The sequence below is a fragment of the Sulfuricaulis sp. genome, from assembly GCF_049587675.1.
Classification (GTDB): Bacteria; Pseudomonadota; Gammaproteobacteria; order Acidiferrobacterales; family Sulfurifustaceae; genus Sulfuricaulis.
The window spans coordinates 59,882-82,517 of record NZ_JBAVEJ010000048.1; the positions used below are offsets into that span (position 1 = coordinate 59,882).

Annotated in this window: 15 protein-coding genes and 1 tRNA gene; 8 read left to right on the forward strand and 8 right to left on the reverse strand. The window is 58.6% G+C overall.

Annotation, left to right across the window (positions count from 1 at the left end):
- Nucleotides 1-14 precede the first annotated feature (14 nt).
- The 5 genes from pth to WB402_RS02375 all read left to right on the forward strand — a co-directional run bounded on the left by pth (nucleotide 15) and on the right by WB402_RS02375 (nucleotide 4,193).
- Nucleotides 15-599 carry an aminoacyl-tRNA hydrolase gene (gene pth / locus WB402_RS02355; RefSeq protein WP_424205305.1) on the forward strand — a complete coding sequence of 195 codons (585 nt, stop codon included), beginning with the start codon at nucleotides 15-17 and terminating at the stop codon, nucleotides 597-599.
- 13 nt (nucleotides 600-612) lie between these two features.
- Nucleotides 613-1,704: a redox-regulated ATPase YchF gene (ychF, locus tag WB402_RS02360; protein WP_424205306.1), complete on the forward strand. Its 1,092-nt coding sequence runs from the start codon at nucleotides 613-615 to the stop codon at nucleotides 1,702-1,704.
- A gap of 79 nt (nucleotides 1,705-1,783) precedes the next feature.
- Nucleotides 1,784-1,860, forward strand: a tRNA-Met gene (locus tag WB402_RS02365).
- 96 nt (nucleotides 1,861-1,956) lie between these two features.
- Entirely contained in the window at nucleotides 1,957-3,384 is a 1,428-nt protein-coding gene (locus WB402_RS02370; RefSeq protein WP_424205307.1) for an AsmA family protein, read from the forward strand.
- 212 nt (nucleotides 3,385-3,596) lie between these two features.
- On the forward strand, nucleotides 3,597-4,193 hold the full coding sequence (locus tag WB402_RS02375; protein WP_424205308.1) for an alternative oxidase: 597 nt from the start codon (nucleotides 3,597-3,599) through the stop codon (nucleotides 4,191-4,193).
- 200 nt (nucleotides 4,194-4,393) lie between these two features.
- Here WB402_RS02375 and WB402_RS02380 read toward each other — a convergent pair whose 3' ends face one another.
- From WB402_RS02380 to WB402_RS02395, 4 genes are all read right to left on the reverse strand, one after another.
- Nucleotides 4,394-4,798, reverse strand: a complete 405-nt coding sequence (locus WB402_RS02380) for a PA2779 family protein (protein ID WP_424205309.1) — start codon at nucleotides 4,796-4,798, stop codon at nucleotides 4,394-4,396.
- 55 nt (nucleotides 4,799-4,853) lie between these two features.
- Nucleotides 4,854-5,027, reverse strand: a complete 174-nt coding sequence (locus WB402_RS02385; protein ID WP_424205310.1) for a DUF1328 domain-containing protein — start codon at nucleotides 5,025-5,027, stop codon at nucleotides 4,854-4,856.
- An 86-nt stretch (nucleotides 5,028-5,113) separates the two neighbouring features.
- Nucleotides 5,114-5,350, reverse strand: coding sequence for a CsbD family protein (locus tag WB402_RS02390; protein WP_424205311.1), 237 nt, complete (start codon nucleotides 5,348-5,350; stop codon nucleotides 5,114-5,116).
- 18 nt (nucleotides 5,351-5,368) lie between these two features.
- Nucleotides 5,369-5,680, reverse strand: coding sequence for a BON domain-containing protein (locus WB402_RS02395; RefSeq protein WP_424205312.1), 312 nt, complete (start codon nucleotides 5,678-5,680; stop codon nucleotides 5,369-5,371).
- A 705-nt stretch (nucleotides 5,681-6,385) separates the two neighbouring features.
- On the opposite strand from WB402_RS02395, the gene WB402_RS02400 reads away from it, so the two are divergent.
- From WB402_RS02400 to WB402_RS02410, 3 genes are all read left to right on the forward strand, one after another.
- Entirely contained in the window at nucleotides 6,386-8,080 is a 1,695-nt protein-coding gene (locus WB402_RS02400) for a DUF3943 domain-containing protein (RefSeq protein WP_424205313.1), read from the forward strand.
- Nucleotides 8,081-8,319: 239 nt separating this feature from the next.
- Nucleotides 8,320-8,553 carry a hypothetical protein gene (locus WB402_RS02405; protein WP_424205314.1) on the forward strand — a complete coding sequence of 78 codons (234 nt, stop codon included), beginning with the start codon at nucleotides 8,320-8,322 and terminating at the stop codon, nucleotides 8,551-8,553.
- A gap of 486 nt (nucleotides 8,554-9,039) precedes the next feature.
- Nucleotides 9,040-9,444: a hypothetical protein gene (locus WB402_RS02410; RefSeq protein ID WP_424205315.1), complete on the forward strand. Its 405-nt coding sequence runs from the start codon at nucleotides 9,040-9,042 to the stop codon at nucleotides 9,442-9,444.
- A gap of 164 nt (nucleotides 9,445-9,608) precedes the next feature.
- On the opposite strand, the gene WB402_RS02415 is transcribed toward WB402_RS02410, so the two are convergent.
- From WB402_RS02415 to WB402_RS02430, 4 genes are all read right to left on the reverse strand, one after another.
- Nucleotides 9,609-10,355 carry a Crp/Fnr family transcriptional regulator gene (locus WB402_RS02415; protein ID WP_424205316.1) on the reverse strand — a complete coding sequence of 249 codons (747 nt, stop codon included), beginning with the start codon at nucleotides 10,353-10,355 and terminating at the stop codon, nucleotides 9,609-9,611.
- Nucleotides 10,356-10,385: 30 nt separating this feature from the next.
- Nucleotides 10,386-11,201 carry a response regulator gene (locus WB402_RS02420; RefSeq protein WP_424205317.1) on the reverse strand — a complete coding sequence of 272 codons (816 nt, stop codon included), beginning with the start codon at nucleotides 11,199-11,201 and terminating at the stop codon, nucleotides 10,386-10,388.
- Complete coding sequence (locus WB402_RS02425; protein ID WP_424205318.1) at nucleotides 11,201-12,913, reverse strand: PAS domain-containing hybrid sensor histidine kinase/response regulator; 1,713 nt, start codon at nucleotides 12,911-12,913, stop codon at nucleotides 11,201-11,203. The genes WB402_RS02420 and WB402_RS02425 overlap by 1 nt, the downstream gene beginning before the upstream one ends.
- Nucleotides 12,914-13,194: 281 nt before the next feature.
- Nucleotides 13,195-22,107, reverse strand: a complete 8,913-nt coding sequence (locus WB402_RS02430) for a GH36-type glycosyl hydrolase domain-containing protein (protein ID WP_424205319.1) — start codon at nucleotides 22,105-22,107, stop codon at nucleotides 13,195-13,197.
- Nucleotides 22,108-22,636: the final 529 nt, after the last annotated feature.

Here is a 22,636-nt window from a genome sequence, read left to right on the forward strand (position 1 = left end):
CGCGGAGCGACGACGTGGCGCAGGGGATTTCCCTCATCGTTGGCCTGGGGAATCCGGGCGCGGAGTACGCGGAAACCCGGCACAACGCCGGGTTCCGTTTTCTGGACGTCTTGCTGGATGCTACCGGCGAGAGATTGCACAACGAGTCGCGCTTTTCGGCAAATGCCGGCAAGCTGACTGTGAGCGGCAAAGACGTCTGGCTGCTTGAGCCGCAAACGTTCATGAACCACAGTGGCGACGCGGTTTCCCGATTCGCCCACTATTACAAAATTCCGGCCGCGGAAATTCTAGTGGTGCACGACGAGCTGGACCTGCCGCCGGGAACCGTGCGGCTGAAAATCGGCGGCGGCGACGGTGGTCACAACGGGCTTGTCGATGTTACCCAGAAACTCGGCACCTCCGACTACGCGCGCCTGCGTATCGGCATCGGCCATCCCGGCAACGCCGCGCAGGTCGTGTCGTACGTGCTGAAGAAGGCGTCGGCGGCGGAGCAGATGTTGATCGATGCGGCCATCGTCAGCGCCAAATCCCATTTCGCGGACATCGTCCATGGTCAGTTCCAGAAGGTCATGAACAGTCTGCACACACACAACCAGTAAGCGAGATTTCAAGATGGGTTTCAAATGCGGCATCGTCGGCCTGCCGAACGTGGGCAAATCCACGCTCTTCAACGCGCTCACCAAGGCGGGCATCGCCGCGGAAAATTATCCCTTCTGCACGATTGACCCTAATATCGGTATCGTCGAGGTGCCGGACCCGCGCCTGCTGCAACTCGCGGAGATTGCCAAACCCGAAAAAATCCTCCCGACCACGATCGAATTCGTGGACATCGCCGGCCTCGTGGCCGGTGCATCTAAAGGCGAAGGACTGGGGAATAAATTTCTCGCCCACATCCGCGAGGTAGATGACATCGCCCATGTGGTGCGCTGCTTCGAGGACGAGAACATCGTGCATGTCTCCGGCCGCATCAATCCGCTGGCGGATATCGAGACCATCAATACCGAATTGGCGCTGGCCGATCTGGATACGGTGGAGAAAGGTATGCAGCGCGCGGACAAAGGCACCAAGAGCGGTGACAAGGACGATATCAAACTGCGCGAATTGCTGGCACGCGTGCGCAAGCATCTCAACGGCGGTCAGCCGGTGCGCAGCTTGGGATTGAGCGATGACGAGCACAGGCTGTTAAAGCCGCTGTGCCTGCTCACCGACAAGTCACTCATGTACATTGCCAACGTGAACGAGAAGGGTTTTACCAACAATCCATATCTCGATCAGGTCGAACAACTCGCGCGCTCGGAAAATTCCGTGGTGGTGCCGATCTGCGCCGCCATCGAGGCGGAACTGGCCGATATGAACGCCGAAGAGAAACAGGTATTTCTTGCCGATATGGGCCTGGAAGAGCCGGGGCTGAACCGCGTCATCCGTGCTGGCTATAAGCTGCTCGGCCTGCAGACGTTTTTTACCGTCGGCCCCAAGGAAGTGCGTGCCTGGACGGTCCGCCAAGGCGCCCACGCCCCCCAGGCCGCGGGAGTCATCCATACGGATTTCGAAAAGGGTTTTATCCGTGCCGAGACCATCGCCTTCGACGATTTCGTGCGCTGCCATGGAGAGCACGGCGCGCGTGAGGCCGGGAAGCTACGGCTCGAAGGCAAGGACTATGTGGTGCACGACGGTGATGTCATGCACTTCCGGTTTAACGTGTAGCGTCCAGCCCTGATTTGATCAGGTCGGACGCGTTTCCCTTGTCAGGTCAGACAGATATCGGTATCTTTTGCGCCCCTTTGGCTAGGTAGCTCAGACGGTTAGAGCGCGGCACTCATAATGCTGAGGTCGGCGGTTCGATTCCGCCCCTAGCCACCATCTTTTCAAACACTTATCTCGTCCGTGATTTCTTCTTTGCAATGCATCTGCCTTAGAATGTGATCCAGTCCCTCCTGATGAACCTGGATCGGGTCAATGTCAAAGCCACTTAAAATCATCCTCTTCGCCGTCGGCGGACTCGTAGTGTTCCTTGTCCTCGTCGCAGTGGCCTTGCATCTTTTTGTGGATGCTAATGCCTACAAGCCCCGGTTGGAAGCGGCCGCCTCGGGAGTTTTGGGGATGGAAGTCAGAGTTGGCGGCCGAGTTGGGATCGGCTTCTTCCCAGGCTTGCACGTCACACTGCAGGACGTGAACATCCGCAACCGGGGAGCAGACCTCGCCTCCGCGAAGCAGGCCAGCGTTGGCATCGATCTCCTCCCTCTGCTCTACCAGGAAGTCCAGATCGGAAAGATTGCGCTGAAACAGCCCAGGATCTCCATCGAGCGGGACCACGACGGCAAGTACAACTTCGAAAAACCGGAGGCAGCCGGAGGAATGTTACCCGCTCTGAACTTGGCGAGTGTTTCATTCTCGGACGCGACTCTCCTCTATTTGGACAAACCGTCCGGGGAAGGATTCGAGGCGGTAAACTGCAACCTGAGCACGCGCCGCCTGCGGCTCGCGGAAGGGAAAAGTTCAGACCTCTTGAAGCACCTTTCCTTCACGGCGGAACTCGCCTGCGGGGAGATTCGGAAAAATGACTTCATGGTGTCCGATTTGAAGTTATCGGCCGACGGGAAGAATGGGGTCTTCGATCTCAAGCCGATCACGATGCATCTCTTCGGCGCGCAGGGATCGGGGAGTATCCAGGCGGACTTTTCCGGCGCTGTCCCCATTTACCACGTCCGCTACTCCCTGCCCCAGTTCCCTATCGAGGAACTCTTCAAGGCCCTGTCGCCGAATAAGGTTGCAGAAGGGCCGATGGACTTCTCCGTAAACCTGTCGTTGCAGGGAAAGACCGTGAACGAGATGCTACAGACCGCGGAGGGAGAGATCTCGCTTCGGGGCGAGAACCTCACGCTCAAAGGCGCCGACCTCGATCTGGAGTTCGCCCGGTATGAGACCAGCCAGAACTTCAACCTCGTGGACGTGGGCGCCTTCTTCTTTGCCGGGCCTTTCGGCATGGTGGTCACGAAGGGGTACAACTTTGCGAGCATCTTTCAGGGATCGGAGGGCAGCAGCGAGATCCGGATACTCGTCTCTGACTGGAAGATCGAGCGTGGCGTGGCGCATTCGCAGGACGTGGCCATGGCGACGAAACAGAACCGTGTTGCCCTGACCGGAAGACTTGATTTACTCAACCAGCGGTTCGATGACGTGACCATGGCGCTGATCGACGCCCAGGGCTGCGCCATGGTACGGCAAAAAATACATGGCCCGTTCCAGAAACCGGTGGTGGAGAAACCGAATATCCTCATGTCCCTCGCGGGGCCAGCGGTCAGGCTGCTCAAGAAGGGAAGGGACCTCTTTCCTGGCGGGGAGTGCGAAGTGTTCTACGCCGGTTCGGTGACGCCGCCGAAATGACGCAGGCACTTCGGAAATGCCCTGGAATGGAGGGTATTCATGAGTACCCGTGACGTCACGGCATTGATCCTTGCCCGCTCCACGACGCTCTGTGCGATCTCGTACATACGGCGATAAATTTTCACTGTAAGCTTTCTCTTCCTTTTTAAGATCGGTCGGGTCATCTGCGGGATATTATTTTTATGCCGCCTTATGCAAGCTTGTATTGATTTATGACTGCCCACCATGTGCCGAAAACCATTTCTGATCACATCGCTTTAGCTGTTGTTAAGGCGATGCGCGTTCCCGCGGATCTTTTCTTTGCCAGGCGCTATGGTCACCGGGCGGTGGTGCTGGAAACGGTTGCAGCCATCCCCGGAATGGTGGGAGGCGCGCTGCAACACATGAAATCACTGCGCACCATGCATAATGATCGCGGTAAAATCAAAACACTGCTCGATGAAGCGGAAAATGAACGCATGCACCTGATGACGTTCGTCAAAATTGCCAAACCGACGTGGTTGGAGCGGATGATCGTACTGATAGTGCAAGGCCTGATGTTCAACTTGTATTTCTTGCTGTATTTGATAACGCCGAAGACATGTCACCGTATCGTCGGCTACCTGGAAGAAGAGGCCATTAATTCATATACAGAATATCTGGCGGAAATCGACAGCGGTTCCGTCAAAAACGTTCCGGCCCCGCAGATTGCGATCGACTACTGGCGTTTGCCGGCGAGTGCATCGCTACATGATCTTGTCATCGCTATTCGGGATGACGAAGTCCGTCATCGCGACATCAATCATGCGTTTGCCGACAGGATGTCATAAGCTTCATGTAGTGAGCCAGGAAACATGAAGTGCTGGCGAAGAGCCCGCCAGCTTCATCGGCATGGAGAAGACCGCGACCACAATCCACCTCGCCATAGTGAATCTCACGGCCGTAAGCAGGGGAACATTAACCGTAGAACCGCCCGGATTATTCCAGGCGGTTTGAGCGTTAATCATTCGGCAAATACCAAGTACCGCGTTTAACGGTTATGTTTGACGAACGGGAAGATGTTAGTCAAGCCAAGGATATCGGTGATCAGCAATATGATAAAAATAAGCACGAGCGCTCCAACGACACCATCGCCGCCGGCCGGTAGCTGATCCATATTGGTTGCCAGGGTCTGCATTTCTTCATCCGTCAGGCTGTCCACGCGCGCCTGAACCTGCGCGGGGTCCACGCCGCGGGCCAGCAGCTGGGCCCGCACGTCGTTACGGTTGAGCGCGTCGTGCAGACGCTCGCGGTATTGTTGCGCTTGGGCGGCGTTGACCACCGCCTCGGTGCCAACCATGCCGGCTTGCGCTGCAGGTAAATGCAGGCTCAGCGCGAGCAGACCGAGAACAACCAGATGACTGACGGGTTTGGTGAGGCGGCGAAGTATTTCCAATTTACAACTCCCGATCATGAGTGAATGTATTACATACTTAACTTGAGTCGCCCATTCAATGGCGCCATTTACCTTTACCGAGGCCCATAACGAGACTAACGAGAAATATCACGATAAAGATGAAAAACAGAATGCGCGCAATTTCAGCGGCGCCCACAGCGATACCGCCGAACCCGAAGATCCCGGCGATGATGGCGATCACGAAAAATACAGCAGCATAGTAGAGCATGGCTCTCTCCTTTCTAATGCCAGTTGCAACTATGGAAAAAGTCGTGCGTTACAGACAGCCACGCACAACCTCTCCTCCGCGAAGCATTAAATACGGGGACCATGATCCTTATGGGGCCCGACAAATTCCTTGACCTGCGGCAAATCCCTGACCTGCTCATCAGTTACCCTTTTTGTGGCGCCATAGGCTTTCTGGATTTTGCCGGTCAACTGGTCGCGCCGGCCCGCAAGCTTGCTCAGGTGATCATGGGTCAGCTTGCCCCACTGTAACTTCATGTTTCCTTTGAACAGGGTCCAATTACCTTTGGCAGTGTCCCAATTCATATAAGTCTCCTGCCACCGTTACTTGATATGAATATCGTTGACGACCGATTTTACTCCGGCAACATTACGCGCAATCATCGCGGCCTTATCGGATTCGTGTTGGGTATTGGTGGATCCGGTCAGATGCACAACGCCTTTAATGGTTTCGACGCTGATATGGAAGGCGCTCACTTCCGTGTCGGCGACCATCACAGACTTTACTTTGGTGGTGATCGACGCATCATCGATGTATTCACCGGTGCTGTCTTGTGTCTGTGTGCCCGCACAACCTGCCATGCCAATCAGCAACACAGCCATCCATACCCAGCTTCTATTCAATAAAATTCTCATCGTTGACTCCTGTTTCAATTAGATCACTTGGATCGGGAAAAGCCTTCTGCATGGAGCCACGGCACCGCGTTTCAGTGATAACCGTCGCTTACACTTCGTTATATCAATTGAGGCTTCTAGTACGGCTATGCCAACACCTAGACCAGCGCATCCTGAAAATAACAACCGGGATTGCACCGTTAATCAAAGCCCCGCTGGGTGTACCTCGGTTTTGCATTTCAGTCCCGAGAGAGGTCTCTGTGGGCGCCAAACGGCGGTCGCGGATTCTGCTCCCATCGATTTGAACACAATATACCTCCAACCGCGTGTATTCCGTTCGTTAGCGAACATACGGGGACTTGGACGTGCTTCCGTGCACCCGAAGCGCGAACGCCAGGGATGGCGTCCGTCAAGACAAGAGTGAGAATCGCCATTTTGGCTGCATCGTTGTCACCTTCATGTATTAAGTGACCTTAGACGTCCATCGCACCCTTGATCATCGAGTAACCGAGAAGCACGAGCAAAACCGGAATATGCCGGGTTGCCGCTTCCATCCCCTTATGTGCTAAAGGCATATGTTCGGTACAGCACTGATGTGAATTAATTTTTGACTTACATCTAGTCACAATCCTCGTCAGTTTCATACCAATTTGAAAGAGACTGTCACGCAAACAAAAAACAGGTCAGTCGGACTAATCTTTTTAGTAGCCAAGCAACGAGTATGTCATGAACACGCCGCGCGTAATTCAAAAGGCCTTGGCCGGTAAAGTACCGAGCCGAGACGGATACTTGCATGGCAGCGAGCTGAGAATAATGTTCCTTGGCGCTGCTCTCGCACTGGCGCTCATCACGCCAAGTGCTGTATTTGCCGAGGAATCCAAAGCGAACAAAAGCGAGTTCGTTCCATCCATGCTTTATCTTGGCTTGCCACGACCGCTCGATGGGGACGACCGATACTTTCTTGCGCAAAATCCCACCGGCGCGACGGACACCCCGCCCAAGCCCTCTTCCGAGGAAACCCCCGCCAAACCAAAAAAGCCGCTTCGATTCGAGGAAACGAAGGCCGGCAAGAGCTATCTCCTCCCGGCCGGGGAAATCGTGGGGTTCAATATCCTGCTCAATCGATTCAACTACTACTTCGTTGACAAGGAGGTGTACGGCGTCACCTATCACACGGTCCGAGAAAATTTGACTGCCACATGGGTTGTCGACACCGATCCGTTCGCCGTGAACCAGTTTATGCATCCGTATCAGGGATCCATTTACTACGGGCTCGCGCGATCGACCGGCCTCGACTACTGGGAATCGCTTGGGTATACCTTAGGCGGCAGCTGGCTTTGGGAGATAGCGGGCGAGACGGGCCCGCCCTCCATCAACGACCTGGTCACCACCGGCTTCGGTGGAACTTTCCTCGGCGAACCGCTGTTCCGGATGGCGAGCATGTTGCTCGAGGGCGGAGGCGAAACGCCCGGGTTCTGGCGCGAGCTGGGCGCGGCGGCGATCGCCCCGTCTCTCGGCTTCACCCGGCTCGCCTTCGGTGACCGGTTCCGCTCTGTATTCGACAGCCACGACCCGGCTGTTTATACATACGTGCGTTTCGGCTGGAACAAGGTCGATAACGTGTTCGACGCGACAGTGTCACAAAATGTAAAACGCGATGCGGCGACCGCGGACTTTCACATGGCCTACGGGCTCCCCGGCAAGGCCGGCTACACCTATACGCGTCCTTTCGACTACTTCGATTTTGAATTCACCGCCACCACCGCCAATGTGTTCGAGAACATCATGAGCCGCGGTCTTCTTGTTGGAAAGGAGTACGAAGTGGGCGATACCTATCGCGGCGTGTGGGGCCTCTATGGGAGCTACGATTATATATCGCCACAAATATTTCGCGTCTCGAGCACGGCTGTTTCTCTCGGAACGACCGCCCAGTGGTGGCTTTCGAAGACGGTGGCGCTTCAGGGCTCGGCTCTCGGCGGTCTGGGCTATGGCGCGGCTGGGACCATCCACGGCACAGAAGAACGCGATTACCACTACGGCGCCACGCCGCAGGCGCTCCTGGCACTGCGCCTGATGTTCGGCGATGCAGCCAATCTCGACTTGACGGCGCGCTCATACTATGTCAGCGATGTAGCCTCCACCGAGGATCGGGGATCGGAGCATATCTTCCGCGGAGATGCGGCGTTCACCGTGCGCGTTCACGGTCCCCACGCCGTCACGCTCAAGTACAACACTTCCCAACGAAACGCGCACTATCCGGACATTGCTGACACTCACCAGACCGTGACCACCCTCAGCCTGCTCTATACATACTCCTTCGGCGAGACCAAGTTCGGCGCGATCGAGTGGCGCGCTGCTGACGAAAGCTCAATAGATCAATCCATCCGCGACGCATCGCACGCCGGAGAGCCTAAACGTTAGCACAGCCACCACGTCCTGTTGTTCCAGCGTCAATTTTGGATATCCGATGCACTTCCATTACGTCCCGCGTGTTTTTCCAAGTCAGGGAGGCTGCCCCCATGAGTCTGATTGATGCAGTCGTAATCCAATGGACACTCGGTCATGGGGGTCAATGGCATATGCCGATATCGCGTTTTCGGGCAGGGGGGCTTCGATGCAAAAGGCTGTGTAAGCTTGACAGTTCGCTTTCCCTGGCAGCGATGCTGCAGGCAACCCCGGTATTCGCCGACGGACCGTTCGGAATCGATCATCGTGTAAACGAACTTCACGATGCCGTAGCACGCGTCAAGGCGCGCGGGCACTGGCAAAGCGATGTCATTGTCGGTTTCGGCGTTGGGACCATGGCGGGATATTACGCCCATAACCGCAAACAATCGTTTTTCCTCGAGTTGCTTTCGCATGGAGTTGCCATCGGTCTGCGCAAGCGGTGGTAGTGTGGCCTGGGCATCAACTGAGATAACGCCCCGTGAAAAGTTGGAATTAAGATGGCGTCTCCAAGGGGGGTTTGTCCGCCATACTTTATGTGGCGCGCCTGGATGCCCCACTGTCGTGGTCTGTTTTGGGCTCGGATTGCGGTGTCACTAAATTCGCCAGGGACGAGGGGAGATCATTTACTCTCAATCAACCTGGTACTAACAATGCTGGTCACGTCACCCCTCGATCAACCTAAATTTATGCAGTAGACTTTCAAGTAACGTTGGCATAAGAAACCAGTCAACTTACGTGGAGGCTGTGCTACGCGACGGGTCATAACAAGGCTGGCAATCATTTTTTTTCCGGTCTTACTGACCGGTTGCAGTTCCATGCTTCCGCGTGCGCACACTAGCGTAGTGGGTCCATGGCAGAGTTACCATGAAGCTGAGCAAGCCTTCAACAAGATCGTCCCTTACCAAACCACAGTCGCAGACCTCAAGACACTCATGTTGGATCACGCATCGAATCCGAATAATATCACCATCCTGACTTATTCCGATGTGATACGCCGTTTCATTCCAAGTCCCTCGGTCAGTGCAGATGAATTGGCTCCCGGGGTAAGGGACTGCATCAAGGCACTTGCCGCATGCCAAGGCTATGAGATAATTCAGCAGGCCTCATCGCGCAAGCGCTATGGAAATTTCTGGGCGGATTTCCTCAATTTCAAACGTAAGGTCGAGGTTACCGGCTGGAGCTTTAGCGGGGTCATCCTGGTCAAGGATGGCGTCGTCATCTACTCGCTGGCCGGCGGCCAACCTTCAATTTACTCGCTCGAGGAAAACAAGAATCCCCTCGGTCCATTCCAAGGTTCAGGTGAGTCAGCGGCGCGTAGTGTCGTCCCAGTGCCTTGAGCCCCGTAATCCGGCAACCCGTGACCAAAGGGCATGCCCGTAATTTCCAAAATGTCCTGCTGAAGAAGATGTATACCGCGTGCTGGGCGCCAAACGCGCTATGACGATGTGGTAGATCGTTTCCCGATACCGGTTCGCCGGGCAAGCCTGATGGCCGGAGTCGGTTATCGGACAGCAGTAGCAATGTCTTGGCGGTACCGCACGTCGGACAGTAGGCGGCTCAATTCCTTCTTGACCACGCTGTAGCACTCGCAAGCGCGGGTCTCCAGTCCGGACCGCTCAAGCACGGTAATGTGGCCACGACGGTAGCGAATAAAACCGGCGTGCTGCAATTTCCCGGCGGCCTCCGAAATGCCTTCCCGGCGCACGCCGAGCATGCTGGCGACCAATTCATGCGTCATGATCAACACATCATTCGAAGGCAATCGATCGAGGGTCAACAATAGCCAGCGGCACAGTTGCTGCTCTATCGAATGGTGCCGATTGCAGGCTGCGGTCTGGGTCATCTGGGTAATCAACGCCTGGGTGTAGCGCAACAACAAAGATTGCATCAAGCCGGCGCGATTGAATTCCTGCATCAGCAAGCCGCTCTCCAGCCGGTAAGCGTGGCCCGCGGTCTGTACCACGGCTGAACTCGGCGTGGTGCCTCCGCCCATGAACAGCGAAATACCGACGACGCCTTCATTGCCCACCCCCGCGGTTTCGGCCGAGGCGCCAGACTCCATGACATAGTGCAACGACACGATGGCGGTGGTGGGGAAATAGGCGTGCTGCAACTGTCCGCCGGGTTCGTAGAGGATTTCACCGAGCGGCATCGGGACCAGTTCCAGATGCGCCGCCAAGCGCTCGAATTCCGCGGTGGGCAGGGCGGCGAGAAGATGGTTTTGATTCGGACGATGGGGTGATGACATGGAGAACTATCGAAATCCTGTGTTTTATTTCTATGCAGTGAGTTCCACGCCGATTCCGCGATAACCGATGAAGCGGCTGGACTGGTTGAACATCGGCTCCCCGCTCACCCGAAACTTTTGTTGCGAGCCATCGGCGTTGACGCGGCTGAATGCGAAATCCAGGAATGGCTGCCGGGCGGCAATCTTTACCAGAAGCATTTCCCGCTCCGCCTCGTTCCAGCCTGCCAGCTGAACACCGCCTGGTTCTCCCACCAAGGTATCGACCCGGATTCCGAGCATCTCCAGGACCGGGCCGGAAACCTTGGTGAAGTTCCCGTTCTCGTCCTGCTCCCAGTACCAGTCGGAGGCCAGTTCGGTCAGGCTGCGATAGCGCGCTTCGCTTTCGTGCAGTTCGGCGGTGCGTTCCTGCACCGTCTGCTCCAGTCCCTTGCTGTAATTCTCGAGTTTTTTGTACAACAGCCGCACTTCCAGCATGTTGTGGATGCGCGTCTTGACTTCGACCAGATCGAACGGCTTGCTGATGAAGTCCTTGGCACCGGTCTGCAGCGCGCGCAGCTTGTGTCCCGGTTGGGCGGTGAGAACGATGACCGGAAGGTAGCCGTCCGCAGCATTTGTCTTGAGGCCTTCCATCACCTGGAAGCCATCCATGCCGGGCATCTGCAGGTCGAGCAAAATCAGGTCGTAGCGGTTCTTGCGATGCAGCGCGCAGACGGAATGCGGATCCATCGTCGACGTAATGCACCGATAGCCGGCCCCACGCAGCATTTGCTCCAGCAGCTGCACATTGGCTTCCTGGTCGTCTACGATCAAAATACTGGCGTTAAGAATATCGGCGGCACTGATCATCACAGGCCCCCCGGGTTAATTGCGCCGTCTAATTCTGTTTCCGCAAGTTCCAGTGCCATGTCCAGCGCCTCCATGAACTCGTTGACTTTGATCGGTTTGGTGAGATAGCGGAAGAATCCTGCCTCCAGGCCTCTCTTGATATCGTGTGGCATGGCGTTGGCGCTGATGGCAAGCACCGGGATGTGCGCCGTTGCCGGATCGGCACGCAGGATTTTCAGCGCCTGGATACCGCTGATGCCAGGCAGATTGATGTCCATCAGGATCACTTCCGGCTGATGGGTGCGCGCCAGCGCGATGCCGCGCGTGCCATCGCCCGCACTCAACAAGCGCATATCGGGACGACGCGCGATGAGTTGCTCAACCAGCTGCATGTTTGCCCGGTTGTCTTCTATATACAGCAAGGTGCGCAGCGCTGCGCCATGCAGAACACGCGCTTGATTTGGCGCAAGCGGTTCGTCTGAACCGGAGGCAGGTTGTGGTTCAGCCGCCACGTTCAGTTCGATCCAGAACACGCTGCCCACCCCGACGGTGCTTTCCACGCCGATTTCGCCCCTCATCAATTCAACCAGCCGCTTGCTGACTACCAGGCCGATGCCGGTGCCTTCCTCGGCGCTGGCCTCTTGTCCGAGACGATTGAACGGCTGAAACAGTTGTGCGAGTTTTTCGGGGGGCAAGCCTTCACCGGTATCCCGCACGCTGATGCGTATGCGATTTGCGGTACTGGCGCTGCACGTCACTTCGACCGTTCCCCGCGCGCGGTTGTATTTGATCGCATTGGAAAGCAAGTTGATCAGAACCTGCTTCACCCGGGTCCGATCGGCTTTAACAAAGTAAGGGCCATCGAACTGAGGAAAGCTCACGCGGATGCCGCTTTTTTGTGCCTGCGGTTCGATCATCGCCTGGCATTCGAGCATGACGTCAACCAGCGACATAGGCTCCTGCGACAGCGAAAGTTTGCCGGACTCGATCAATGCGAGATCGAGGATTTCGTTAATCAGCTCCAGCAGATACCATCCCGCCTGGAGAATCTGGTCGATGCTGGCCTTTTGGGCAGGCGTTGGCAACGGCGTACCCGACTCCATTAATTGGGCAAAACCGAGGATCGCATTGAGCGGGGAGCGCAACTCATGGCTCATGCTGGAAAGGAAATCCGATTTGGCGAGGTTGGCTTTTTCCGCCGCGGCCTTGGCGTTGATCAGCTCCGCTTCCACCTGCTTGCGCACGGAATTATCGGCGCCGATCAGCAGATAGCCGATAATGCCATCATAATCGTCGCGCAACGCGGTGATCGACACGATGGCCGGAAAGCGGCTGCCGTCCTTGCGGATGTAGGTCAATTCATAGCTGTCCTCGATCCCGCGCGAAGCTTTGAAAGCCAATGCCTCGAAGCCCGGCGTAATGGAGGTGGCGAGTTCGAGGCTCAGCGCCTGCGCGCGCGCCATCACTTCCTGCGGGTCGTGAATGTCGCTGGGGTTGATCTTGTTCACGACTTCGGCGGCCAGATAGCCCAGCATGCGTTCGGCGCCGATATTGAATAATTGAATGATGCCTTTCTCGTCGGTGGCAATAATCGAGAAATTGGCGCTGTTGAGAATCGCGTTCTGCAAGGCCCCGGTTTTCAGCAAGGCCTCCTGGCGCCGGAACTCGGTGAGGCCTTCCGCCGCGCCTGCGGCGGGGTTGCGAATGGCGGAATCGTGGATTATTTCGGGCATGGCTGGCCTCTGTTAAAGCGCGAATTAGTCTGGCGGATCGCGTGGCCGAAGGTGCGGGCGGCACCTCACCTGCCTATACGTTCATCCTGCACGAAAGAATGCATGCTTTTGCTTGCCGGTGCCGGGGGTGAATTGAGTCTGTGGATGAATTTTGAGCAAGTTTTTTACTATAGGGATCAAGCCCGCCGCTCTCTGTGCGTTACCACACATAGGGCGGAGACTTCAGGCAAAGCGTGACGCAGGGCGAGGAATTAACCGTGACTGACTAAGAGCTTCTAACTTTAGTGAACTGGAGGCGGTGCCATTATTTTCACTTCGACCGCGTGATCCTGGCGGTCGTCTATCAGAGGAATGGCCTGGTCGTGACGTTCAACGCCGTCGACCGTTATGCTCGTCTCGCCGATCTTTGCGTCAACGGCGGCGCGCGTTTGCGAGACGACGATATGGTAGACCGTCTCCCGGTACCGGTAGTGCATCTTGAACGTCTTCCAGTCCGCCGGGAGGCACGGCGCAAAATACAGTTTGTCCACTTCCAGTCTCAAGCCGAGGAGCGATTCCACGATCAGCCGGTACATCCAGCCGGCCGAGCCGGTGTACCAGGTCCAACCCCCGCGGCCGGTGTGGGGTTTAACCGCATAGACATCGGCCGCGATGACATACGGTTCGACTTTGTAGGTCGCCACCCCCGCCGGAGAGCTGGCGTGATTCACCGGGTTGATCATGGTCAGCAATTCCCACGCGCGCCGACTGTCACCCAATGCTGCAAACGCCATGGTCGCCCAGATCGCCGCATGCGTGTACTGCCCGCCATTCTCGCGCACGCCCGGGACGTATCCTTTTATATAGCCGGGATTCAACGGCGATTTGTCGAACGGCGGATCCAGAAGTTGGATCAGCGCTGAATCGCGGCGCACAAGGCGCTGATCCACCGCTTCCATGGCCAGGCGTGCGCGCTGGACATCGCCCGCCCCGGATAGAACCGCCCAGCTCTGCGAAATGGAATCAATCTGACACTCGGGATTGGTTGCCGATCCCAGCGGCGTGCCGTCGTCGAAGTAGGCGCGGCGGTACCACTCGCCATCCCAGCCATGCTGCTCGATATTCTGGCGCAGCTGTTCCGCATCATTCTGGCAACGTTCGACGAAGGAGGGGTCACCCTGCAGGCGCGCCACCGCGGTGAACTGCGTGAGCACGGTGTGCAGGAAGAATCCCAACCAAACGCTTTCGCCTTTACCGTGATTGCCCACCAGATTCATGCCATCGTTCCAGTCACCGGTACCCATGAGCGGCAGGCCGTGCTCTCCAAATCGGAGTCCTCTCTGAATGGCTCGCACACAGTGCTGGTACAGGCTGGCCGCCTCGCCGGACCGGCCGGGAAGATCATAATAGGAGTCGTCCTCGGCATTGACCGGGCGGCCTTCGAGGAAATGAACGGATTCATTCAGCACCCCGGTGTCGCCGGTTGTCAGCACATAGCGGCACGTCGCCAAGGGCAGCCACAGGTAGTCATCCGAACAATGCGTACGCACGCCACGGCCCGATGGCGGATGCCACCAATGCTGGACATCGCCCTCCAGGAACTGACGGCTTGCGCACAGCAGCAGTTGAGCGCGCAGCCGCTGCGGCTCCGTGTGCACGAGCGCCATCGCATCCTGCAATTGATCGCGGAAACCGAAAGCGCCGCCTGACTGATAGTATCCGCTGCGCGCCCACAGACGGCATGACAGTGTCTGGTACAAAAGCCAGCCGTTGGTCAGCACGTTGAGCGACGGATCGGGTGTCTCCACCTGCAGGGCGCCGAGCGTGTGATTCCAGTACTGGTATACCGATTCGAGCGCGTTGCGCGCGGCGGCTGATCCCCGGAAGCGATGCACCAGCTTGCTGACATCATCCGTTCCTCGCCTTCCTGCCAGGCCGAGCCTGAAGATGATTTCGCGCTCTTGCCCGGCGGCCAGTTCGAAGCCGACCTGGATTGCGGCGCAGGGATCGAGGGCCGCTCCCGCCTTGCCGGAAAGACGCGAACGCGCCATTGCCGCCGGATTCTTGAGCGTGCCGTTTCGCCCGATGAATTCAGTGCGGTCGCCGCTTACGGTCCGGGTCGCATCGTCCACATCGAAGAACGCGATCAGACCGGTGAACTCCGTGTTGTACGGGTTACGCGCGAGGAGCGCGCCGCTGTGGGGGTCGATTTCGGTGGTCACGTGCATGGCCGATTTCGGCCGCAAATCTCCCAGCACCCACTCCACGTAACCGGTCGCGGAAAGCTTGCGCGGTTGTCCCGACTCGTTGCGCACTTTCAGCACCGAGAACTTGATCGCGGCGTCAACGTCCACGTAAACCGTGAGCTCCGATCGAATGCCACCCTCCACGTGCTCGAAGACGCTGTAGCCGAACCCATGTCGGCTCACGTAATATCCGGCTCCGCGGCTGGGGAGCGGCGTGGGGGACCAGAAGTATCCGTTCTCCTCATCACGCAGGTATAAGGCCTCTCCGCTCGCATCGGACACCGGGTCGTTGTGCCAGGGCGTAAGACGGAATTCATGGGCGTTCTCGCTCCACGTATACGCCAGGCCGCTCTCGGAGACGACGGTTCCGAGGTGCGCATTCGCCAGCACATTCACCCAGGGTGCCGGTGTCATCTGCCCAGGCGCGGTGGTAATGACGTATTCGCGCCCATCACGGGTAAATCCTCCCAATCCATTGAAGAGCATAAGATCGCGGCGCGGCAACTCGGTGGCGGCCGGGAGTTCGGCGCGGCGGATTCGGGTCGGTTTGAAGCGCGGAACTCGCGCTTCCACCGGACCGCGACGGATGATCTGTTCTTCCAGCGTTCCCCGGCTGTCGGTGATGATGGCGCGCGCGACCGATTGGAGCAGGATGCGATCCTCGTCCGATATCTGTTCTGCGGGTCGCACGAAGATGCCGCCCGGTCGGTCCATGGCGTGTGGTTCGACGCCCGCGGCAATCAGACCCACGATTTGTTCCTGGAGCAGTTGCCGGTAGCCGGCACGGTCTTCGTTCCAGATCACCAGGTCCACAGCCAGTCCCTTCAGGCGCCAGTACGCGTGGGCCTGTACCAGTTGACGCACCAATTCGATATTGGCCGCATCACCAATCTGCAGCAGCACGATGGGCAAGTCGCCGGAAATGGCGTAACCCCATAGACCGGATTGGCCGCGGCGGTTTTTGATGAGGACGGCAGCGTCGGCACGCAACGAGGAATTAGGGTAGATGACGGAGCTGGCAAGGCGTCCATAAAGTTGCGCGTCGGCCTCGGTGGCATTGATCTGCCGCAGCACCACTTGGGCGTGGGTCCATGCCAGTTCCAAGACGCGATCCGCGATCCGCCGATCCTGGTATTTATCGACCAGGCTCAAGGCGGTGTCGCGGGTTTCGCTGATGCCGGATACGATATCGATCGTTGCCGCTTCGTCCGGCTCGAGTGTTATGCGATAGCGGATGGCGGCTATCGGATCGAGCACGGAACCCTGGTTGCCCGAGAGCGCGGCGGAGCCGTTCAGGGCTTGGGGCGCGGCGACCGTGTTGCCGCGGCCTATGAACTGCATGCGGTCCGTCTCGTAGGAGATTTCTCCGATGTCCGCCCCGTGCACGGCCATCAGGTGAAACATCCAGGGCGCCGACTCATCGACGGAGCGTGGCCGGCGCGTGCAGAGGATCGCCCGCCGCGGGTCGATGATCTCGGTCTGAACAAAGAGATTACTGAACGCCGGATGCAATGCTTCCGCGGCCGCGGGCGCGAGCACCACCTCGGCGTAACTGGTCACGTCAATCGTTCGGCGCGTCCGGGAGAGGTTGGTGATATGGACGCGGCGCAGCTCGATGTCATCTTCCGGCGAAACCACGATCTCGGTATGGGTATCGATGTCGTGGTCGCGGCGGCGAAACTCCGCTCGTCCCTCCGAGAAAATCGCGGCGTAGTTCTCCGCGCGTTTGAGCGTCGGCTGGTGTGCGGTTGACCAGAACTCCCCGCTCGCCACGTCGCGCAGGTAACAGAAGGTACCCCAGTTGTCGCAGGTAGCGTCTTCGCGCCAGCGGGTCACGGCGAGATTTTTCCACTGACTGTAGCCGCCTCCCGCGTTCGTGACCATCACGTGATATCGGCCGTTCGACAACAACTGCACCTGCGGTATCGGCGTGTCGGGGCTGCTGAAAACGCGAATCGGCGTCTCCGGAGCACGCGAAGTCGGGCGAATGTCGGAGAGCTGGGCAGTGTGCGGAAACAGCGCCGTGGCCTTGGGAATTCGCTCCTGGAGCAACAACAGGGTCGCCTGGAGCAACGGGTCCGACTCGAATCGCTTCTGCATCGGACGGTCCAGCAGCAGATAGGCCAGAGAGAGCAGGCTCATCCCCTGGTGATGGGTCATAAAGGAGCGAACCACGGTGCTCGATTCACCGCGTCGTTGACGTGACGGGGTGTAGTCGATGGCTTCATAGAAACCGAATTTTCCAAGCAGTCCCGCGTTGGCGAGCCGCTGCAAGTTCAGATAAGCCGCTTCAGGCGCCACCATCAATGCCAGCACTGAAGCATAGGGAGCAACGACCAAATCCTCCGCCAGTCCGCGTTTGAGCCCCAGACCGGGCACGCCAAAGGCGCGGTACTGGTAGTTGAGATGAACGTCGACCAGGTTGTAACCGGATTCCGACATGCCCCACGGCACGCCGCGCAGTCCCCCATACTCGATCTGTCGCTCCACCGCCGCCTTATAAGTCTGATCGAGCAGCGTGTTCTCGTAGTTGGGCATCACCAGGAGCGGCATGAGGTACTCGAACATCGAACCGCTCCACGACAGGAGAATCGGCTCGCCACCGGCGGACGTGAGCAGGCGCCCGAGGGCGAACCAGCTCTCCTGTGGCACTTGTCCCTGCGCAATCGCGACGAATTTGATCAATCTCGCTTCCGAGGCCAGCAGGTCGTAATAACTCGCGTCGCGTCGCCGCTCATCCACGTTGTACCCGATCGCCAGCAGACGCGATGCCTTGTCGTACAGGAAGTCGTACTCCATGTGCGCGAACTCACTTGCTTGCAGGGCCAGGCGCTCGACCGCCGCTAACCGCTGCTCGGCGCGACGGCTGGCTTCCGTGATCAGCCGTCGAAGCTCATTCAGCCACTCGCGCTCCGCGGGCGACGCATCCGCAGCCGCGTCGCGTCGATGCTCGATGGTCGGCAACCACTCCGCCTCACGTTTGGCCAATTCGCGCAGCGTGGGGATATCGTCGATGCCGGGGAGGTCGCCGAGCCGGCCCGGAGCGTCCGGCAGCACACTCCACGGGGCGAGAAACGTCAGTTCATCGAGTGCGCTCTGGCATTGCCGGGCCAGCGTCCGTGCCCACCAATTCGCGTCGGTCTCAGAAGCCGTCTCGGAAATTACTGCGCTTGCGTGATTCAGTGTCGGGTGGTGCACGGAATCCTCATTTGCTTCTATGTATACTTCAGTTTCTGCGCGCCGCCTTCCCTCGGCTGATACCCGCTCGCTACCTTTTTGAGGCAACTTCTCAGGGACAGCATCGGGGCTGTCGGCATACGCCGCTGCGCGTGTTGTCAGCCGGTCAAGGGTGAGCCGCGCCGCCGTGAGCGTGGTTGGCCGGGAATCGCAGGCGGAGTCCAGATCTTTCTTAAATGGAGCGAGAGCCGCCGGCGTGACACCTCCCACGGCATCTGCCAGGATCCCCAGCGTGTCGCGCAACCCGTGAAACCAGCACGCCTCCAGGATCGGGCGATCGGGTAGTGCGAGCAGGCCCGGGCGCAAGGTCAGCAGATGGCCCGCGAGGTTTCCGCTGTCCACCGTCGAAATGTAGGCAGGGTGCAGCGGTTTCAGCGAGAGCGTGTCGTACCAGTTGTAGAAGTGGCCGCGGTGCCGTTCCATGGATTGCATCGTGCGCAGTGCGCTCGCCGTGCGCTCGATGAGTTGTCCGCCCGAAATGTAACCGAAATCGTACGCGGACAGATTCGCGAGCAGCGCCAGCCCCATGTTGGTCGGCGACGTGCGGTGTGCCACCGCGGGACCGCGATACTCCTGATAGTTATCCGGCGGCAGCCAATGATCTTCCGGGCCGACGAAGGTCTCGAAGAACGCCCAGGTCTTGCGCGCCAGTTTGCGCAGGAAGAAGGTCTGGTCGTCCGTCAGCCTGGCTTCACGGCGGGCGAGCGGCCGGCTGATCCACCAGGCAATGGCGGGCGAGACCAGCCATAAGATCAGTATCGGTCCCGCCACGACCAGCGCCGCCGGGCTCGACAGCACCAGAACCAGCGCCGTAGCAATGGCGACAACCGGGGCGGTCCACATCGACCGGAAAGAGGCGGCGAGGTCCGCGTGGCTGTTGCGATCCGATTCGCTCGATGGATCCCATTCGAGTAGTCGCTGGTGCGTGATCAGCATCCGTCCCACCGTGCGCACAATCGCATCCAGACTGAAGATCGCCTCATAGGGAAGGCACGCGAGTGCAAAAGCCGCCTGGGCGAGGCGCCGGCCGACGGCGTGTACGACGGCGGCGAGATGCTGAGCCAGCAGCACGTCGACCGGCTTCTGAAACATCTCCAGGGTAGAGGCAATCAAGGACGGGATCAGGATGATTCCGATCACCGCCAAGGTCCAAAACCAGGCTGATGACAAGTCCGTCCAACCCAGCAACAACAGGAGCGTCAACGCCACCGGCACGAGACTGCGCCGCAGGTTGTCGAAGAGTTTCCATTGCGACAGCCACGACAGCGGGGTTTTCTGCCGGTGCGCACCGGGACCGGGAACGCGCGGCAGCAACCAGCCGGCGAGCTGCCAATCTCCACGAATCCAGCGGTGCCGGCGGCTCACGTCCGCGCTGTAACGAGACGGGTATTCGTCGTACAACAATACATCGCTTACCAGCCCGGCGCGCGCGTAACAACCTTCCAGAAGATCGTGGCTGAGGATGCGGTTCTCGGGAAAGCGACCCTTGAGCGACCGCTCGAACGCATCGATATCGTAGATCCCCTTGCCAATGAACGAGCCTTCACCGAACAGGTCCTGGTAGACGTCGGAGACGGCGCGCGTATAGGGATCGATGCCCGGCTCATCCCCGTACAAGCGAGCATACCGCGAGCGGTTCGTACTGGGCAGGCTCACGCCCATGCGCGGTTGCAGGATGCCGTAGCCGTCACAGACACGTTGCTGGTCTTCGTTATAGCGCGCGCGATTCAGCGGGTGCGCCAGGGTTCCCGCAAACTGCCGCGCCGAGTCGCGCGGGAGTTGCGTATCCGTGTCCAGGGTAATGACATACTTCATGTTCGATAAAACGTCGGTGTTACCGACGATGAGCGAGAAGCGATCTTTCGCGTCGCCGCGCAGCAGCGCATTCAAATCCGCCAGCTTCCCGCGCTTGCGCTCGTAGCCCATCCAGATCCGGTCGCGTGGATTCCAGCGGCGCGGGCGATGAAAAAGAAAGAACGTGTCGCCGTTGACACCCCGGTACTTTTCATTCAGTTCCACGATTCGCGCCGCCGCCAGCCGCAAAGGCGCTTCGTCCTCCGGCAGCGTTTCCGCGCACGCGTCCTGAAAATCGGTCAACAGACCGAAGCGCAGGTTGTCGTCCCGATTGGCCAGGAACCGGACTTCCAGCGCCTCGATTAGGTCCTCGATTTTCTGAGCGCCGGTGAGCATCGTCGGAACCACCACCAGCGTGCGCGATTCCGGCGGGATCCCCCGGGAGAAGTCCATGCGCGGCAGCGGATGCGGCGATGCCAGCAACGTCGCCAGCCAGTTCACCAGCGCCACCGCCAGTTGACTGGTGGACAGCAGTGCGAGGACACCCAGCAACACGGGCACCCAATCCGGCGCGCCGCTGGCCCGCGCCTGCATCAACAGACCCCCGGTGAGGATCAGCGTGATCAGCGTGATCGCGCCCAGATACAGGAGCAACGGAAACCGGCCCGCCGCTCTCGTGAACGCCTCGGAGGCGGAATGGCGCGCCTCCGTCGTCCGCTCGAGCTCGCGCAATCCCTTGTCGATCAGGTAGAAACCCACATGCGCCGTTCGATCATCGCCGCCTTGGCGGGACGCGCCTTCGTGCGCAAGCCGGATCGCTCTCTCCGCCACTTCGCCCTCGGACAGGCGGCTCTGCTTCGCGATCTTCTCGACGACGTGGCGGTAGCGATCACGAGTGGCAAAATCCATCATGCCGTAGACGGCGCCGGGATCCCCCCGCAGTTTTTGCTCGGCAACGCTCAGCGTTTCGACGAAGTCGCGCCAGTCCATCGCCCCCAGGAAACGTAGGCTGCCGATGCTGTTGCTGATGGAGACCTGGTCGGCGGCCTGTAGCTGGTTTCCCGATTGCACCAACTGCTCGATCGTTCGGCCGGACTCGGACAGCAGTTGCTCAATCCAGGTCAGCGGCAATGCCAAGGCCGGGCTCTGTCCCTGCAGCCGGCGCGCAAATTCCGAAACGAACGGGGTCGTCATCGGCGGATTCGACCGCGCCATGTCCGCGATCACCAGAATCAGGCTCTTCGGATCCTTCTCGGCGATCTCTGTCATCTGGTCGGCCCAGGAATCGGCCAGGTTTCGATCGATCCTGCCGGCGGCGCTGCGGGCGGCAACGCGCCGGAGATTCTCGATCAAGGCCAGGCGCAGCATGATGGGAATGGCCCACAATTCGCCTAACTTGAGGGCGGTGACCGTCTGATAGGACGCGACGAAACGGCGGAGACTTTCCGGATCCACACGTCCATCGCCGTGCGCGATCGTCTCCAGCGCGATGTCATACACGCGCGGGAGTCCAGCCGAAGGACCGTGAGCCAGGCGCGGCAATTCCCGGCTGTAACCTTTCGGCAGGTGTCTCTTGGCCGTACGAATCTGTTCTTCGATCAGGTAGAAGTTATCGAGCAGCCATTCCCCGGCCGGCGTAATCCGGTGGTTCGCCGTGACTGCCGCCGTGAGCACATGGCAGGCGCCAGTCAGGACGCGCTCATTCTCCGCCAGCCGCGTTAGCAACTGGTTCTTGGCTCGACGCGGAGTCAGAGTATGCGAGGAGGCGAGACTCTTTCCATGCTGCTCCATCTGATCGGCGCTGAACAACTCTGAGCGTAGCGGCGGCTCGTCGCCGGCGTAATCCGATGCCGAGCGATTTCCACGGGAGTAAGCTCTTAAGTAGAGCAAGATCCTAGAGACAGCCCTATCGCTCGCCGTCAAAGTAGAGCTCTCCATGAGACTTTCAAGTCGGGGCATAGCTGTTCTTAAACGCAAGAGTTGCCGCTTCGTTGTTAAGCAAAAGCGCTTCCGAAATTATCAGAGCGATGCCTGAAGCCCAGGCGTGTAGAAGATAATACCAGTGACTAGCGGAAATAATGCACAATATTCGCGGATACTAAATCCGTGTCAAGATTGTTGATCTTGAAACGCTCCCACTCGAACCGCAAACCCGCGTGTTTACCGATATTGAAGTTGAACCCAGCGCCCTGTCAGTGCGCCAATTATCTCTTGTGCCTCTATCAATTCTGTATGGCAGCGTACCGAAATATCGATAAATTCATTTTTATCCAGGCTCGGCACTTAACAATACGCGGTATCGTACAGACAGGCGTTGGATATCCGCGCCGTTAGCGCGGTCTCCATTCGGAACATTCAGGACTCATCGGGAGAGGCAAGGCGTGAAACAAAGCGCTAGGGTAGGGGGTCGCGCAGACAGAATGGCGCATAGTGACCCGGGGGGTGGGCCATTAAAAATCGCGCGCCA

Coding starts and splice junctions, on each gene's coding strand:
- ychF (WP_424205306.1), top strand. CDS start 613: ATGGGTTTCAAATGCGGCATCGTCGGCCTGCCGAACGTGGGCAAATCC.
- WB402_RS02370 (WP_424205307.1), top strand. CDS start 1,957: ATGTCAAAGCCACTTAAAATCATCCTCTTCGCCGTCGGCGGACTCGTA.
- WB402_RS02375 (WP_424205308.1), top strand. CDS start 3,597: ATGACTGCCCACCATGTGCCGAAAACCATTTCTGATCACATCGCTTTA.
- WB402_RS02385 (WP_424205310.1), bottom strand. CDS start 5,027: ATGCTCTACTATGCTGCTGTATTTTTCGTGATCGCCATCATCGCCGGG.
- WB402_RS02390 (WP_424205311.1), bottom strand. CDS start 5,350: ATGAATTGGGACACTGCCAAAGGTAATTGGACCCTGTTCAAAGGAAAC.
- WB402_RS02395 (WP_424205312.1), bottom strand. CDS start 5,680: ATGAGAATTTTATTGAATAGAAGCTGGGTATGGATGGCTGTGTTGCTG.
- WB402_RS02400 (WP_424205313.1), top strand. CDS start 6,386: ATGAACACGCCGCGCGTAATTCAAAAGGCCTTGGCCGGTAAAGTACCG.
- WB402_RS02405 (WP_424205314.1), top strand. CDS start 8,320: ATGCTGCAGGCAACCCCGGTATTCGCCGACGGACCGTTCGGAATCGAT.
- WB402_RS02410 (WP_424205315.1), top strand. CDS start 9,040: ATGTTGGATCACGCATCGAATCCGAATAATATCACCATCCTGACTTAT.
- WB402_RS02415 (WP_424205316.1), bottom strand. CDS start 10,355: ATGTCATCACCCCATCGTCCGAATCAAAACCATCTTCTCGCCGCCCTG.
- WB402_RS02420 (WP_424205317.1), bottom strand. CDS start 11,201: ATGATCAGTGCCGCCGATATTCTTAACGCCAGTATTTTGATCGTAGAC.
- WB402_RS02425 (WP_424205318.1), bottom strand. CDS start 12,913: ATGCCCGAAATAATCCACGATTCCGCCATTCGCAACCCCGCCGCAGGC.
- WB402_RS02430 (WP_424205319.1), bottom strand. CDS start 22,107: ATGGAGAGCTCTACTTTGACGGCGAGCGATAGGGCTGTCTCTAGGATC.